This window comes from Catenovulum sp. 2E275 (assembly GCF_025515275.1).
Taxonomy (GTDB): Bacteria; Pseudomonadota; Gammaproteobacteria; order Enterobacterales; family Alteromonadaceae; genus Catenovulum.
Map to the genome: position 1 here is coordinate 241,435 of NZ_JAOPFU010000002.1, position 17,053 is coordinate 258,487.

The 17,053-nt window shown below is 38.1% G+C and carries 16 protein-coding genes; 5 read left to right on the forward strand and 11 right to left on the reverse strand.

Annotated features, from left to right (window positions below):
- Positions 1 to 38: 38 nt before the first annotated feature.
- Entirely contained in the window at positions 39 to 1,010 is a 972-nt protein-coding gene (gene ispB, locus N7931_RS02095; protein WP_262791586.1) for an octaprenyl diphosphate synthase, read from the reverse strand.
- 418 nt (positions 1,011 to 1,428) lie between these two features.
- Here ispB and rplU point away from each other — a divergent pair, with 418 nt between their 5' ends.
- The 4 genes from rplU (at position 1,429) to N7931_RS02115 (ending at position 3,932) form a co-directional block, all read left to right on the forward strand.
- A complete protein-coding gene (gene rplU, locus N7931_RS02100; protein WP_262791587.1) occupies positions 1,429 to 1,740 on the forward strand; it encodes a 50S ribosomal protein L21 in 312 nt (103 codons plus the stop codon).
- Positions 1,741 to 1,759: 19 nt separating this feature from the next.
- The gene (gene rpmA / locus N7931_RS02105) at positions 1,760 to 2,017 is read left to right on the forward strand and encodes a 50S ribosomal protein L27 (protein ID WP_262791588.1); all 258 of its coding nucleotides are present in this window, start codon (positions 1,760 to 1,762) and stop codon (positions 2,015 to 2,017) included.
- A gap of 216 nt (positions 2,018 to 2,233) precedes the next feature.
- Positions 2,234 to 3,406 carry an Obg family GTPase CgtA gene (cgtA, locus tag N7931_RS02110; RefSeq protein ID WP_262791589.1) on the forward strand — a complete coding sequence of 391 codons (1,173 nt, stop codon included), beginning with the start codon at positions 2,234 to 2,236 and terminating at the stop codon, positions 3,404 to 3,406.
- Positions 3,407 to 3,419: 13 nt separating this feature from the next.
- The gene (locus N7931_RS02115) at positions 3,420 to 3,932 is read left to right on the forward strand and encodes a dihydrofolate reductase (RefSeq protein ID WP_262791590.1); all 513 of its coding nucleotides are present in this window, start codon (positions 3,420 to 3,422) and stop codon (positions 3,930 to 3,932) included.
- 1,073 nt (positions 3,933 to 5,005) lie between these two features.
- Here N7931_RS02115 and ilvN read toward each other — a convergent pair.
- The 3 genes from ilvN to N7931_RS02130 all read right to left on the reverse strand — a co-directional run bounded on the left by ilvN (position 5,006) and on the right by N7931_RS02130 (position 7,506).
- Positions 5,006 to 5,503: an acetolactate synthase small subunit gene (gene ilvN, locus N7931_RS02120; protein ID WP_262791591.1), complete on the reverse strand. Its 498-nt coding sequence runs from the start codon at positions 5,501 to 5,503 to the stop codon at positions 5,006 to 5,008.
- Between the two features lie 3 nt (positions 5,504 to 5,506).
- Positions 5,507 to 7,225 carry an acetolactate synthase 3 large subunit gene (locus N7931_RS02125; protein WP_262791592.1) on the reverse strand — a complete coding sequence of 573 codons (1,719 nt, stop codon included), beginning with the start codon at positions 7,223 to 7,225 and terminating at the stop codon, positions 5,507 to 5,509.
- A gap of 101 nt (positions 7,226 to 7,326) precedes the next feature.
- On the reverse strand, positions 7,327 to 7,506 hold the full coding sequence (locus N7931_RS02130; protein ID WP_262791593.1) for a DUF1289 domain-containing protein: 180 nt from the start codon (positions 7,504 to 7,506) through the stop codon (positions 7,327 to 7,329).
- A gap of 282 nt (positions 7,507 to 7,788) precedes the next feature.
- Between N7931_RS02130 and N7931_RS02135 the strand changes: the two genes are divergently transcribed.
- Complete coding sequence (locus N7931_RS02135; RefSeq protein WP_262791594.1) at positions 7,789 to 9,660, forward strand: GGDEF domain-containing protein; 1,872 nt, start codon at positions 7,789 to 7,791, stop codon at positions 9,658 to 9,660.
- Here N7931_RS02135 and amrA read toward each other — a convergent pair.
- The 7 genes from amrA to N7931_RS02170 form a co-directional block, all read right to left on the reverse strand.
- A complete protein-coding gene (gene amrA, locus N7931_RS02140) occupies positions 9,548 to 10,150 on the reverse strand; it encodes an AmmeMemoRadiSam system protein A (RefSeq protein ID WP_262791595.1) in 603 nt (200 codons plus the stop codon). The two genes, N7931_RS02135 and amrA, sit on opposite strands and share 113 nt — an antisense overlap.
- Positions 10,151 to 10,333: 183 nt before the next feature.
- Entirely contained in the window at positions 10,334 to 10,729 is a 396-nt protein-coding gene (gene maoP, locus N7931_RS02145; protein WP_262791596.1) for a DUF413 domain-containing protein, read from the reverse strand.
- A 201-nt stretch (positions 10,730 to 10,930) separates the two neighbouring features.
- On the reverse strand, positions 10,931 to 13,630 hold the full coding sequence (locus N7931_RS02150) for a methyl-accepting chemotaxis protein (RefSeq protein ID WP_262791597.1): 2,700 nt from the start codon (positions 13,628 to 13,630) through the stop codon (positions 10,931 to 10,933).
- Positions 13,631 to 13,672: 42 nt separating this feature from the next.
- Positions 13,673 to 14,152 (reverse strand): chemotaxis protein CheW, encoded by a 480-nt coding sequence (locus tag N7931_RS02155; protein ID WP_410369324.1) that lies wholly within the window; start codon positions 14,150 to 14,152, stop codon positions 13,673 to 13,675.
- Positions 14,153 to 14,154: 2 nt separating this feature from the next.
- Positions 14,155 to 16,284, reverse strand: coding sequence for a chemotaxis protein CheA (locus N7931_RS02160; protein WP_262791599.1), 2,130 nt, complete (start codon positions 16,282 to 16,284; stop codon positions 14,155 to 14,157).
- A 4-nt stretch (positions 16,285 to 16,288) separates the two neighbouring features.
- Positions 16,289 to 16,651: a response regulator gene (locus N7931_RS02165; protein WP_262791600.1), complete on the reverse strand. Its 363-nt coding sequence runs from the start codon at positions 16,649 to 16,651 to the stop codon at positions 16,289 to 16,291.
- 21 nt (positions 16,652 to 16,672) lie between these two features.
- Complete coding sequence (locus N7931_RS02170; protein WP_262791601.1) at positions 16,673 to 16,951, reverse strand: STAS domain-containing protein; 279 nt, start codon at positions 16,949 to 16,951, stop codon at positions 16,673 to 16,675.
- Positions 16,952 to 17,053: the final 102 nt, after the last annotated feature.

Here is a 17,053-nt window from a genome sequence, read left to right on the forward strand (position 1 = left end):
ATAACCACTAGAAAGCAATTTGTTATCCAGAGTTGAGGTTAGTTATCACGCTTCACAGACAGCCAAGCTAAACTGGCTAAAGCAGCTTTGTAATCTGAATCCGGCAACACAGCTAACGCATCTACCGCCATTTGTGCATGTTTTTCAGCCTGAGCATAAGTGTAATCTAAAGATTGAGTTTGCTTGATAATCGCTAATACGTCTTCTAATTTATCTAACCCATCACCTTGCTCAATAACCTGACGAATTAATAAAACTTGCTCTGCATTACCATGTGCCATCGCATGAATTAAAGGTAAAGTGGGTTTTCCCTCAGCTAAATCATCACCGACATTTTTGCCCAAGGCGTCAGAGTTACCAGCATAATCTAACCAGTCATCCATTAACTGAAAAGCGGTGCCTAAATATCGGCCATAATCCGCCATCGCGTTTTCAATGTCTTTAGGCTGATCGGCAATAACAGCAGCGAGTTGAGTCGCAGCTTCAAATAACTTGGCTGTTTTACTGTAAATTACATCCATATAAATACTTTCTGTTGCGTCAGGGTTATTACAATTCATTAATTGTAAAACTTCCCCTTCTGCAATCACATTAGTCGCGTTAGAAAGCACTTGCATGATTTGCATACGCTCAAGCGAAACCATCATTTGAAATGAGCGGGTATATAAAAAGTCACCAACCAATACAGATGCCTGATTGCCAAATAAAGCATTAGCCGTATCTCGGCCTCGTCTTTTCATTGATTCATCTACAACATCGTCATGTAATAAAGTAGCAGTATGAATAAACTCAATAATTGCGGCTAAAGTAATATGTTGTTCGGCCTGATAATTAAGTGCCCGGGCAGCTAAAGTCGTAATGAGGGGGCGAATGCGTTTACCACCACTGTTGACTATATAAAAACCGAGTTGTTGGATTAAAGCGACATCGCTTTGAAGCTGTCCTGCTATTACCTGATTTACGGCTCGCATATCCGGCTCTGCGAGTGATTTGATCTCTGTCAGCAACATGAATAAATAAAAAGTTAAAGTTGTATATCTCTATTAATCGACTAATTCTACACAATTTTTTTACTAAATGATGCATTTTAACACGATAGATTGTTAGATTTATCATTTAAATTACCGTTTTAGAGCTGAATACTTAGAAATAAATTTTAAAAATCAATTTCTTAGCCTAAAAACATTTTACTTATAATTATTTGTAATTGCTCATTTTTTTACCATTTATTGGCTTTAAATCTTATTCTTCAACTAGCTAAAATAGCGCCTTAAAATTAACTTGATCAGAATTCAATCAATTAAAGTGAATTTAGGCTTGCGATCTCTACAGGCTTGGCGTAGAATTCGCGCCCTGTTTTGAAGAATTGTACGTCTTGTTTATTATTAAAATAATAAGGCGTCATAGATATAGTGAGCGGAGTAAAATATGTACGCGGTTTTCCAAAGTGGTGGTAAACAACACCGTGTAGCCGAAGGTCAAACCGTTCGCCTAGAGAAAGTAGAACTTGAAGCAGGCGCTTCAATCGAGTTCTCTGAAGTTCTTTTAATCTCTAATGGCGAAGACATTAAGATTGGTGCACCTTACGTAGACGGCGGCAAAGTAACAGCAGAAGTTGTTAGTCATGGTCGTGGTGAGAAAGTTAAGATTGTTAAATTCAGACGTCGTAAGCATTCTCGCAAACAAGCAGGTCACCGTCAGTGGTTTACTGAAGTTAAAATCACTGGCATCAGCGCTTAATTTTTAGGAGACTTAACCAATGGCACATAAAAAGGCAGCAGGTAGTACTCGAAATGGTCGTGATTCAGAAAGCAAACGCTTAGGTGTTAAGCGTTTCGGTGGCGAATCAGTATTAGCGGGTAACATTCTTGTTCGTCAACGTGGTACCAAGTTCCACGCTGGTACAAACGTTGGCATCGGTAAAGACCACACTTTATTTGCTTTATCTGACGGTAAAGTAAAATTTGAAGTTAAAGGTCCTCAAAATCGTAAATTTATCAGCATCGAAGCTGCTTAATTTTTGCGAGAGCCAAAAAATTCAAGAAAACCCCGCTTTAGCGGGGTTTTTTATTTGTACAGCTAATACTAAGTCACATCCATTTAGGTATTTACACTTTATATTTATTAGTTTTCTAACTTAGTCTAACTAGTTATCAGTTATCTCCCTTCTCGCGTTATAATAGCTAATATCTAGTCAGATTATATCCAGCACAGGTTGCTAAAGAGGTTATGTATGAATTTTGTCGATGAAGTTGAAATTAAAGTTGATGCGGGTGATGGTGGTAACGGCTGTATTAGCTTTCGTCGTGAAAAATACGTCCCTAATGGTGGTCCTGATGGCGGCGATGGCGGCGATGGTGGCGACGTTTACCTAATTGCGGATGAAGGTTTAAATACCTTAATTGACTACAGATTTGAGCGCTTTCATGCCGCCCAACGTGGCGAAAATGGTAAAAGTAAAAACTGTACCGGTAAACGTGGTGAAGACAAATATTTAAAAGTACCGGTCGGTACTCGTGCAACTGATGCTGATACAGGTGAAGTGATTGGTGAGGTATTACGCCATGAGCAAAAATTACTGGTGGCAAAAGGTGGTTATCACGGTTTAGGAAATACCCGTTTTAAAAGTAGTGTTAATCGCGCTCCTCGCCAAAAAACAGATGGCACTTCAGGTGAAGTCAGACCGTTAAAATTAGAACTAATGTTGCTGGCCGATGTTGGCTTATTAGGTTTACCAAATGCTGGCAAATCCACTTTTATCTCCTCTGTTTCTGCGGCTAAACCAAAAATAGCGAATTATCCTTTCACAACTTTAGTTCCAAATTTAGGTGTTGTGCGAGTGGGAGAAGGTAATAGTTTTGTTATTGCGGATATTCCCGGATTAATTGAAGGTGCTTCAGAAGGTGCAGGCCTAGGCATTCGCTTTTTAAAACATTTAGAGCGCTGTCGTGTTTTATTACATGTTATTGATATTGAACCATTTGACGGTTCTGATCCGGTTGAAAATGCGTTTTCTATTTTAGAAGAATTACAAAAGTACAGTCCTGAGTTAGCAGAAAAACCTCGCTGGGTCGTATTTAATAAAATCGATCTGATGCTGGAAGAAGACGCGCAGGAAAAAATGGATGAAATTATTGAAGCATTAGACTGGCAAGGCCCTACTTTTGCAATTTCAGCTGCCGAACGTAACGGCACTAATGAATTAGTCAAAGCAATCGGTGATTGGTTAATTGAAAATCCATTACCAAGTCTGGAAGAGCAAAAAACAGAGCAGCAAGTCGAGTTTAAATGGCAAAGTTACCATGATAGTGTCATGGATCATGAAGAAGATTGGGACGATTTAGATGACGATGATGATGACTGGGATGAAGACGAAGATGGCCCAGAAATTATCTACCAAAAATAACTAAGGACAATTTATGATAATTTCAATGATTGCAGCTATGACACCTGATTATGTAATTGGTAAAGATAATCAGATGTTATGGCACTTGCCAGCCGACTTTAAGTTTTTTAAACAAACGACTTTGGGCAAACCTATCATTATGGGTAGAAAAACATTTGAGTCAATTGGCAAGCCTTTACCCGGTCGGCTTAATATAGTGTTAAGCACAGGCTCGGATTCACCACACCCGGATGTTGTCTTGGTTAACACTCCGCAAGAGGCAATTACAACCGCTCAGCAAGAGCTTGAGCATGGTGAAGAAAATGAAATTATGGTGATTGGCGGTGGTGTTATTTACCAATTATTTTTACCTTTGGCAGATCGCCTTTATATTACTGAAGTTAATGCCAAGATAGATGGTGATGCTTATTTTCCTCAAATAGATAACACTCAGTGGCAGGAAGTGTCCCGAACCATAGGTACTGTGGATGAAAAAAACCAATTACCACATCAATTTGTTACCTATCAAAAAATAGAGATGGCATAAGGCTATCTCTACCTCTCATAAAAAACACAAATAACCCTCAATTAAAAAACAAGCTATTAACACAGTTAAAACAAGTCATTTTTTGCAGTTAAAACCCTTTTCGACAAGTTAGCAGATTATTGCCAAATCCATGTGAGACATTTCCTACATAAGCTATCAGATTAAGCTTAAAAATAGTCGACATTTATCAAAATTAAATTTTAACACTTTGAAATTAATACATTTTATTTCTACATCGAGAATGGCAATTTAATGTCAAAAAAATAATTGAGGATCCGTCATTTCACACACTGCCCAATTTAACTATGATTAACTTGTCGCTCAGGAACACGGATGAGATTTGGAAAGAGAGTGACAAGGAAAAAGTAAAACAGGAAATGGAAAAGTTTTACATGATGTAAAGCTTTTAGGAATAAGGATAGCCAGCCAGTGAGGCGTTGTCAGGAAGATAAATAGGAATATGAGCAAGGTTGCTTATTTAGGAAAATAGGATAAACGGATCACAATTCAGGATGAAATAAGGATAGATTTAGCATGGAGCTGTTATTATAGGAAATGAGAGAGCAAAACAGGACTAAAGGACGCTAAAGGATCAACGGAACTACTAGGACGGTAATAAGGATAAACACGCAGGAGCTAATACGGAAATAAGACCAAAGGACATTGGTTTATTACACGCTAGGATAGCGATAAGGAAACGGGAAGACTTACGGATGAGATTAAAAGGATAATGGGGTGGATTCCCGCTGGAAGCAAAATAAAATAATAAAAACAGCTCAGGACACACCGCAAGGTGCAATTAGGGAAACCTACGACATGGCTTGTCTTCATCAGGGTTAGATGATGTGTATTTGGTGGCGACTGAGGTCGCCACCCCTCCCTCTTAAAAACTTTAAACTTCCTTTTTAATAAACCTACAAACCATAGCTATATTTGCATTCCCCATTCAATTTTTTCACTGAGTTTCTAATAGAGCAGGATAATTTGGTGACTCCATGTTTATCTAAACCAAAATAGGATCAAAAAAGGCAGGAATATCCTGCCTTAATATTTTGGGTTAAATCAGCTTAAAATTAAAATCTAAGCGATTTTTCTCCGCGGGATAACCCTGTCACACCAGAACGTGCGACTTCAATAATTTCAGCTTCACTACGTAAAGCTTCAATAAAAGCGTCTAATTTAGCGGTAGTGCCAACTAGCTGAATAACATAAGTAGTTGGTGTTACATCCACAATTAATCCTCTGAAAATATCAGACAAGCGCTTTAACTCATCACGTAAACCTGTAGTATCCGCTTTTACCTTAACCATCATTAACTCTCGTTCAATATGGTCGCCATCAGTAATATCAGATACCTTTAACACATCAACTAGTTTGTTAACTTGTTTAGTAATTTGTTCAATTACTCTGTCGTCACCCACGGTTGTCACGGTCAAACGTGATAAAGTTGAGTCATCCGTTGGTGCTACAGTTAGCGTTTCAATGTTGTAACCACGCTGAGAAAACAAACCAACAATGCGAGATAATGCGCCTGGTTCATTTTCTAATAAAACAGATAAAATTCTTCGCATCTTTTACTCCGCCTTAGGTTTGCCTAATAACATATCATCCATTGCACCAAACTTAATTTGCATTGGATAAACATGCTCATCTTGATCAACTAAAATATCCATAAAGACTAATTTATCAGTCATTGAGAAACATTTTTCTAAGGCTTCATCTAAATCTTTTGGATCACTCACTCGAATACCAACATGGCCGTAAGCTTCTACCAACTTAACAAAGTCAGGTAAAGACTCCATATATGAATGACTATGTCGGCCACCATAAATCAAATCTTGCCACTGACGAACCATACCCAATGCTTGGTTATTTAAAGAAATTATTTTGACAGGGATACCGTATTGCATACAGGTTGATAATTCCTGAATATTCATCTGAATACTACCGTCACCGGTAATACATACAGAAATTGACTCAGGCAAAGCAACTTTAACACCCATTGCGGCAGGTAAACCAAAGCCCATAGTGCCTAAACCACCAGAGTTAATCCAACGGCGAGGTTTATTAAATGGGTGATATAGCGCAGCAAACATTTGGTGCTGACCCACATCAGACGAAATATACGCTTCGCCTTTAGTTACGCGGTGTAACGCTTCAACTACCTGCTGAGGTTTAATTTTGTCTGTTGACTTTGCATAACTTAAACATTTTTGCTCACGCCAAACTTGAATTTCAGACCACCAACTTGCAAGCGCAGCAGCATCTAAAGTTTCACCAGTTGAGTCTAAAACATCTATCATGTCCGATAAAACTTGCTTAACAGAACCAACAATAGGGACATCAGCTGTCACTGTTTTTGAGATTGAAGTTGGGTCGATATCAACATGCAAAATAGTCGCATTCGGGCAGAACTTTTTGACATTGTTAGTCACCCTGTCATCAAAACGGGCACCTAAAGCTAAAATTACGTCTGAGTTATGCATAGTTTTATTCGCTTCAAGCGTACCATGCATACCTAACATACCAAGACATTGTTTATGTTCACCCGGAAATGCGCCTAAACCCATAAGCGTATTAGTAACAGGTAAGTTTAAACGCTCAGCAAAAGCAGCAATCAAATCACTACACTCTGCTGAAATTGCACCACCACCTAAATAAAGAACCGGTTTTTTAGCTGCCAATAAAATTTGCAATGCTTTTTTAACCTGCCCTTTGTGCCCTTTCACTGTTGGGTTATAAGAACGCATATTTATACTTTCAGGGAAAATATAAGGATGAGACTCTTTAGGGTTAACAATATCTTTTGGTAAATCAACAACAACCGGACCAGGTCGGCCAGTTGACGCGATATGGTAAGCTTTTGCGATCATAGTTGGAATGTCTTCAGCTTTTTTCACTAAAAAGCTATGTTTTACAACTGGACGAGAACAACCAATCATATCACATTCCTGAAACGCATCTTCACCTATCATTGAAGTTGCTACCTGACCAGATAAAACCACCATAGGAATAGAATCCATATAGGCAGTTGCAATACCGGTAATGGTATTAGTTGCACCCGGGCCTGAAGTGACTAGCACTGTTCCAACTTTACCAGTTGCACGTGCATAACCGTCAGCCATGTGTGCTGCGGCTTGTTCATGACGAACTAAAATATGTTCAATATCGCTGGCTTCAAATAAAGCATCATAGATATCAAGCACTGCGCCACCCGGATAACCAAAAATATGCTTAACTCCTAATTGAGTTAGCGTCCGAACCACCATTTCGGCACCAGACATCATTTCCACAATAGAATTCCCCTAAAACTAATTATTAACGCAAGGATACCAAGATGTAACCATTTTAAAAACGTAAAAATTCAATACCAAGGTAATTAACCCAAAATAGACTAACTTTTATAGCTTAATTTACTTAACCTCAACTTAGCTTGTTTAATAACAGCCTGTTGTTGCCATTTTCTCAACTCAACCCAACCAGTGATCTCATCTAGGGTTCGTCCGCATCCAATACATACATCCTGCTCATTTAAACAGCATCTGCGCACACAAGGAGATTTCACTTTACTCATAATGACCATTGGCCTGTTGTCATTAAATTTTAATATACCTAGATTAAACTTGTATTAAATACATAAGCTAGGCAAAGCATTGATTTATCGAGGCTATACACTTCATAAGCCAGTACATTTGAAGCCTACATATTAGCTTATAAGCGTAAAAATTAACACCGTAATGTGGCACGTAAGCGTAGGCAGAGATAGGTTAAAGCAGCCAATTTAAAACTAACCTAATTAAATTGCCAATCCAGGGAGTAGGAAACAAAATTAACAGCGTGTGTTTAGGAGTTTATTGTGAAGTACCAGACCCCAAATAACATAACATTAGAGCACGTATTAAAAAACAAATTAATCAACACTTTACTCCAACCTATTTATAACCTAGCCAGCCAAAGGTTTTTAGGGTTTGAAGCACTCAGCAGAGGCCCTGCCGATACAGAATTGGAATCGCCGCAAAACCTATTTACGGCTGCACTGGATAATAACTGCCACCAGCAACTCGAAGTGATTTGTGTTGAAAGTGCTATAAAAAGCTTCGCTACACAAAACTTACCGGGCAAGTTATTTTTAAACATGACACCTAACTTTATTGTTAGTCAATTGACAAATCTGGATTATTTAAAAGAGCTATTACATAGATTTGGATTAAGCGGAAACAGGTTAATTATTGAAATAACGGAAGATAATCCAGCTAACAGTCTGGAAGATCTAAAAAATACCATTGCTCGATTACGCAGTATTGGGATTCAGTTTGCAATCGATGATTTAGGTGCGGGTTATTCAGGGCTAATTCAATGGTCAAAAATAAAACCCAATTTAATCAAAATTGACCGCTATTTTGTCCAAGGTTGCGATCAGGACATTATGAAACGAGAGTTTCTAAATGCGGTATTACGGCTAGCGGATAATACAGGTGCAATGACTATTGTAGAAGGAATTGAAACACAAGCTGAACTCGACAGTGTTAGAGCACTAGGAGTCACTTTTGCTCAAGGTTACTTTTTGGCAAGACCAACAGCAACGCCCAGTTTAACCATGCCTGCAGCCTTATCTCGCTCAACCAAATATTATTCGGCCTACCATTTTATTAAACAACAAACCGTTTCATTGCTACTTAAAAAAGTTTCAGCTGAAGCTTGGGATACGCCAACTCGAACTATTATGGATAGATTTCGTAATGACAAAACCCTATATACTATTCCTATTTTAGATGGATTAAGAGTGGTTGGCATTGTGATGCGAGAAGAGCTAATGGAACATTTTTCTCAGCCCCTTGGTCATGCTTTATACGATAAAAAGCCGATTAGCTGTTTAATGAAAACAGACTTTATTGTTGCTGAGTCGGAAATGCCGATAGAAGAATTAAGCCGGGTTTTAACCGACGAAACCAGACTAGAAGCCAGAACCCCGTTTGTGATCACAGAAAACGGACAGTATTTAGGAATGGGCTCAGTGAGAACCCTGCTCAGAAAAATTACCGATGCCAAAATAGAAAGAGCAAAACATTCCAATCCACTTTCTCAATTACCGGGCAATGTTCCAATCGACAAAGAAGTAGATGCGCTGCTAGCCAGTAAACAAAACTTTTCATTAGCCTATTTAGACTTAAATCATTTTAAACCTTTTAATGATCAATATGGCTACGCCAGAGGGGATCAGGTGATTTTAATGCTGGCTAATTTATTAACTCAGTTTCAAAACCGCCATTCTTGTTTTATCGGTCATATTGGCGGAGATGATTTTGTTATTATTTTTTATACAACGAACTATAAATCTGAACTGGAATATTTGTTAACTCAATTTGACCAAAATATCGCTGAATTTTTTACCGATGCAGATATGGAAGCAGGCGGTTATCCGGGGCAAACTAGAACAGGTGAAGCGGTATTTTACCCACTATTAAGCTTATCAATTGGCTTAGTGACACCTTGTATATATTCATGTCAGAACCATGACCATGTTGCAGAATTAGCTGTTGAAGCTAAAAAATATGCCAAACAACACAATAAAAGCTCGGTTTATTACAGTAGTAAAATTGTGCCAGATAGCTTAACTAAACCATTAACTGTTTCAGGTTCAGATCTCCCTCCACTTTATAAGTCTGAAATACCCAAGCTTTCATTGCCTTTGTCCAACCGTGATCAGGCCAACCCGCTTTTAGCTTAAGCTGATATAAAAACTCATCCGGCTGCGGGTAACTCTGCCACTGGCAAGGTAAAAAAATGCCGGATAGTTGCCCATACTGGATCATCAAACCATCTTTAAAGGGGATCAGTTGTTCAAGCAAATCATTTTCCGAAGTCACAGCAAGCGGTAAAGGTTTAGTCATCACAGATACCGCAGTGGACAACTGAGTTAGTTCTTTGCTGTCAATGGGATCAAATCTGGGATCATGAAACGCAGCTTCATGCGTATACCAGGCAATATTGGTATCCAACCGCTCTGTTGTAAAAGTAGTACCAACACAGCCTCTTAATACACTTTTAGCACTTAAAGAGACAAAACAAGCTAATGGTTCAGCCAATAACGGGTGTTTAGGAATTAAATGTTCGGGTAGTCGATTACCATTGTTTTCAAAGGCATAGGCAAGAGAATCTGTTACAACAGACAAAATATGCTGTTTTACATCTGTTTGCTCAAATACTGATAAAGGCACTTTAATCACCTTATTAAAAGTTGATAGCAGCTAAGCTATAACATAACTTAATGATTAGTAAAATGATACTTTCAGTATAGACAAAGGTTTGAAGATCTCAAAACAACTAAGAGCAATGAAGTTAACCCCAGCCCAGTTTAATCAAGCTGAACTGGAGTTAAATAAAGCTAAACTTAGGACAGATTATTCATCACTATCTGAATCTAAGCCGTCACCTAAATCATCAGACAAATCAACATCATCGTCTGAATCATCACCGTCATCTAAATCGATAGATTGTTTTTTATTACCATACAAACTACCCAATTTAGGCCGGTTCAATCTGGATTGATATTTTTGCCAGGCAACTTCTTCAACTGATTCAGCAGATGCTTCACCGCGCATAATAGAAATAATTCTATTATCTTGCTCATCACTGGCTGTTATTTCGCCTTTGTATAGTGCGTTAAATAAACAACCATATTTTGACAAAGCGTCTGATTCATTAATTGAAAAATCACCTGAGCGGCGGAAACCATAAGGGTAATTTTTTGGATCGTCATAGATTCGAGATAGCAATTGCTGCTTAGTTTTTGCCATTTAGGACCTCTCAACTTAGAAAAGCATTCAGGCATTCTCACAATTGATTGAATGCGGTTTGATTTTTAGCGCTAAAAAATAAATCTGTCAAAGTATTCTGCATGAATTTTTTATTTATTTTTTGCAATCACGGCATTTTGATTAAAACTCAGTCAAAATACCGTATATCTCGCATTACCTATCGTAAAAATTATGACTTAACTAAAACTCTTCCCAATCTTCATCATCGTTAAATGATAAAGCGGCTGGTGATGTTTTTTGAGTCGTAGTCTGGCTTGGTTTAGTTTGATATTGAGTTGTTTTATTAGTTTTAGGTATAGCGCTAATTGCTTCAATATGACGACTATCAGCACCAGATTCCACCGTAAAAAACGATAATAATTGTTTCATCGCTCTTGCTTGCTCAGACATAGACTCTCCAGCAGCAGATGCCTGCTCAACTAAAGCGGCATTTTGCTGAGTCATCTCATCCATTTGAGTAATAGCTTTATTAACTTGTTCAATACCGGAGCTTTGCTCTTTTGAGGCAACAGAAATATCAGCAATCATCTGGCTTACTTTTTCAACTGCAGCAACAATTTCAGATAAAGTTTCGCCGGATTCATTCACCAAAGCAGAGCCATCTTCTACTTTAGCAACACTATCTCTGATTAAATTTTTAATTTCTTTAGCCGCTTCAGCACTTCGTTGTGCAAGGTTTCGAACCTCACCGGCGACTACCGCAAAACCTCGGCCTTGCTCACCCGCTCTAGCCGCTTCAACCGCTGCATTTAAAGCAAGTAAGTTGGTTTGAAATGCAATTTCATCAATCACACCAATAATATCGGCTATTTTTTTACTGGCATCATTAATTTCTGCCATACCAGATACCGCACGCTTAACAACCGCGCCGCCTTCTGTCGCTTTAATTCTGGCATCACTCGCTAATTGATTTGCAACCGCGGCATTATCAGCATTTTGCTTAACTGTGCTGGTCATTTCCTCCATACTAGATGCAGTTTCTTCGAGTGAAGAAGCTTGCTCTTCAGTTCGTTGACTTAAATCAGCATTACCTTGAGCTATTTCATCAGCTCCAGCAGCTACGGTTGTAGCAGCCTGATTAATACGGGCAATAATTTCGGTTAATTTAGTTACTGTTGCATTGGCGTCATCTTTTAATTTCGCAAAGTTACCAGAATAATCACCTTCAATACGCTGGGTTAAGTTACCATGAGCCATTGCATCTAACATGCTTACGGTATCTTTAATTACCCCATCGGCTATTCCAACTAGCTCGTTTAACCCTTTTGATAAATTAAGTACAAATCCTTTTTTACCATTTACATCTAACCGCGCCGATAGATCCCCATCCGCAGCTCTTTGAATTAACTGATCTATTTCATTTTCAATAAAGACTTCTTCTGTTCTATCTTCCCATTCAACAATGGTCCCTAAGCGCTGACCTTGCGGGCTAATCCAAGGAGTAGCAATTAGATCAAAGTGTAAATTCCCAACTTTAATGTTGGCGAAATACGGCTCGGTTAAATTTGCTAATACTCTACGCTGATGAGAAGGCTCTTTATGAAAGATATCAATACATTCGCCAATTAAATTTTGAGTGTTAAAGGCTGGTAATACTTTTTGAATTTCATTTTCACGCCGTTTGAGCATTTTCATATTCTGCTCATTGATATAAACAATGTTTAAATCATTGTCGGCAATCATCACATTCGCCTGACAAATTTTAAGTGCATTGGATAGATTAGCTATTTGAATATTTTCTATTTCAGCCAGCTTTTGAGCGGTAATATCAGTTGCATACTTCACCACTTTAAACGGCTTACCATTCATATCAAAAATAGGGTTGTAAGAAGCCTGAATCCATACAGATTCTCCGGATTTACCTATACGTTTAAATTCCCCAGCCTTAAATTTCCCTTGTTTTAAATCAGTCCAAAACTTTTGGTATTCATCACTTTCAACCAGATGTTGTTCAACAAATAAAGCATGGTGCTTGCCTTTAACTTCAGCTAATTCATAACCTAATGTTTTTAAAAAATTATCATTAGCCGCTAAAATATACCCATTTAAATCAAACTCAATAACGGCTTGGGATTTATGAATTGCGTCAATCTGCCCTGATAAATCAGCCCATTGTAATTTTTGGTCTGTCACTTCTGACGCAAATTTAACCACTTTGTAGGGACGACCCTGAATATCAAAAATGGGGTTATAAGTTGCCTGAATCCAAATGTCATCACCATTTTTGTCAATACGCTTAAACTCACCGGAAATAAATTCACCATGGTTTAAGCGCTGCCAAAACGCTTTATATTCAGCGCTGTTGGCATAATCTTTATCAACAAATAAAGAGTGATGCTGACCTTTGATTTCATTTAGGCTGTAGCTCATGGTTTTTAAAAAGTTATCATTAGCCGTTAAAATTTCGCCCACTAAGTTAAATTCAATAACCGCCTGCGATTTATTAATTGCTGATATTTGTCCTGAAAAGTTCGCATTTTGTTGCTTTTGCTCTGTTATATCGTGAGCAATTAGAATCACTTTAGACAGTTCACCAGCCGTTGTTAATACCGGATTATATGAAGCTTGTACCCAAACTGAATTACCCAGACTATCTTGATACTCAAACTCACCGGCTACGCTTTCGCCTTGTTTAAAACGAGTCCATAAACCCGTGTACTGAGGCTGACCAGTCTGGTTGTCTGAGATTAGCTTAGTGTGCCCTGCACCAATTAATTCTTCAGAGTCATAATTTAATAAATTTAAAAAGTTACGATTAGCAGATAAAATTTTTGCATCTGTATCGAACTCAACCACCGCATTTGTTCGGCTAAGTGCATCAACCACAGATTGATCATCACTTTGTTTTTTCTGCCCAAAAATACTGGCTAAAATCCCCATAATCGTCCCCTTTTTGACGAAACGCTAAACCTATCAATAAAATTAAAGCACTTGATTTAAGTTGAGTAAAATTAATGTACTCTCATCAACTTGCGCTAACCCTTTAATATACTGTCTATTTTTGTTTTGTTCCAAACTCGGTGGAACTTTAAGCTGAATATTATCTATGGCATAGACATCGGACACAGCATCCACAACAATTCCAATGGTTTTATTGGTATTGTCCTGCTCAATGGTTAAAATAATCACGACAGTGACTGGTGTATAAGCCACACTTGGTAAGCCAAATTTACTACGCAAGTCCAGTACAGGTACAATTGTGCCGCGTAAATTCATTACCCCTTTAATATAATCTGGCGAATTAGGAATACTGGTCGTTTGCTCCCACCCGCGAATTTCCTGCACGGTTAAAATATCAATGCCATATTCTTCGCCAGCCATTTCAAAACTTAAATATTGATCAGCATCCGTATCCGGCGTTAATTCCTGATTTTCAAGAAGCTGAGCATTTAAAGATTCTATATTCATGCTTGTGCTAATTCTGCTTGAGTTGCTAACATGGCATGATGCCTTGCTGATAAGCCTGATAATTTAACGACTCCGGCAATATCTAATATTAATGAAACTGTTCCATCGCCTAAAATGGTCGCACCGGAGATACCATCCACTTTAAAATAATTAGCTTCCAGACTTTTTATCACCACCTGCTGTTGCGATAAAAGCTCATCGACAAAAATACCAACTTTTTCATTTTCGTTTTCAACAACAACCAACAAACCATCGGTTAAATTTTGTGTGCTAGGCTGGTGTGAAAAAACATCGTATAAACGCACTATCGGAATATAATCTTCCCTTAGTCGTAAAATATCTAACTCTCCACCTAAATTACTAATATGCTGAGCATTAATTTGCAGAGATTCAATAATATTAACTAAAGGGATAATATAAATGTGTTCGCCTACTCGCGCTAACTGACCATCTAAAATGGCTAAAGTCAGCGGTAAACGAATCGTAAAAATAGAGCCTTCACCTGGAGTAGAGGCCAACTCAACTGTACCGTTAAGTGCCTGAATATTTCGCCGGACAACATCCATACCAACCCCTCGGCCGGATAAATCAGAAACCGCATCCGCAGTAGAAAAACCCGGCTCAAAAATGAGCATATTAAGCTGTTCGTCTGTTAATTCATCCGACTCATTTATTAATCCATTAATAATCGCTTTTTGGCGGATTTTTTGCGTATTTAATCCTCGTCCGTCATCAATGATTTCAATCACAATATTACCACCCTGATGATAAGCGTTCAGGGTAATTTTGCCGGTTTCATTTTTACCGGCAGCAATACGTTCATCTGCCGGTTCTAAACCATGGTCCATCGCATTTCTAACCAAATGAACCATAGGATCAGAAATTTTTTCCATCAGCGTTTTATCTAGCTCGGTATGCTCACCTAACAGTTTTAACTCTATTTGTTTATTGAGCTTTTTACTGGTGTCTCTGACTAATCTTGGAAACCGGCTAAATACAGAGCTAATTGGCAACATTCTGATCCGCATAACACTTTCTTGTAAATCACGGGTATTATGCGCAAGCTGAGCAAGCCCGGCTTTAAGGCTGGCAAGCTTAGCATCATCAAATTCACCTTCAGATAACTGGGTTAACATTGCCTGCGTTATCACTAACTCTCCCACCATATTGATCAGCGAATCCACCTTTTCAATCCCAACCCGAATAGAGCCGGATTCGGTTGGTTTCGTTACTTTAGGTTTAACAGATGTTGAAGCTTTGTCTGTTTCGGTTAGATTATCTGAAACTGTGCTAACTTCAGCGGGGCTGAGTTTGTCTGAAATATCTGCGGGATGGTTGATTAATTCTGTCTGTTCAGATTCAGCTAATAAATCAGGTTGAGGTAGATTGCGGTTTAGCGATAGCTGGGTGATGTCAATTTCACATTCATCTTCAATCCACTCAAAAATTTCCGTTATCGCTTCACGCTTGCAATCACTTTTTAAGCTAAACTGCCATTTAAAATAACAATCTTCTGGTTCTATCTCAGTTAAATTACCAACCGCGCTCAAATCAATATCGACCGATAATTCACCCAGTGCTGCTAACTCCTGGATCAGGTATAAAGGCTCATTACCCGTTTTTAAAATATCCTTACCGGGTATAAAATTAATTAACCAACCAGTTACTGAACCAGTTTCTGTTTCCTCGGTTGGCTCATTCGTTGGTTCAGTAGCACCGTTTTTTGGTAAATTTAAGCTACCTGCCAAAATGGTATCAAACTGAAGCTTTAGTAAACTAGCTTGTTCAGAATCAGGTTCTTCGCCAGCTTTTAAAGCCTGTAACATATCCCGCAAACAATCGACTGATTGCAGTAACAAATCAATATGCGTTTGCGTTAAAGCTCGGCGGCCATCACGAATTTGATCAAGCAAGGTTTCTACAACATGAGTAAACTCAGTCACAGATGTGAATCCAAAAGTACCGCTGCCACCTTTAATTGAGTGGGCAGCTCGAAAGATAGTATTAATGGTTTCAGTTTCGCATTCACCAGGTTGTAACTCTAACAATCCGGCTTCCATGACATCCAGACCTTCAAAGCTTTCTTCATAAAAAACTTCAAAGAATTGACTGAGATCTATACTCATTTGATTATCTTAATACTTTGCCAATTGTTGCGATTAATTGATCCGGATTAAATGGTTTTACAATCCATCCAGTTGCACCAGCGGCTTTACCTGCAGATTTTTTTTCAAGCCCTGATTCTGTAGTTAACATTAATAAGGGGACAAATTTATATTCGGCTAAACCACGCAGATGAGAGATAAGGGTAATGCCATCCATGTTTGGCATGTTTACATCAGAGATAACTAAATCAAATTGATGGCTTTTAGCAATTTCTAAAGCCTCAACTCCGTCTTTTGCTTCTGTCACATCAAATCCAGCTTTTTTTAAAGTAAAGCTTACCATTTGTCGCATAGATGCAGAGTCATCTACAGCTAAGATTTTTTTCATAACTATTCCTAACAATATTATTCAATTAATTTTTAAAATTTGAGTAAGGCCAACAGCTTCTATTGAAGCTAAAAAACACTGACTAGGACTAAGAATGATCAACCCCAATTCTTTTTCGATAAGTGTTTTTTGTAAGGATATTATTAGCTGCATTACAGCTGTATCAATCTTTTCGACTAGACTAGCATCTAATGCGACTGATTGCCCAAGTATACTTAATGCTCTAAAGTCAGCTAAAATATGTTCTGCTTGAGTAATATTAGCAATTGCATTTAATTGGTAATTAGTAGTATTGACCATCTTTCAAACGCCACCTTGCCCTTTTAATTATATCCAAAAATTAACTCTAAATTATTTCTTTTTATAATAGAATCAACCAGAAAAAAATCCATTCAAAGTAAT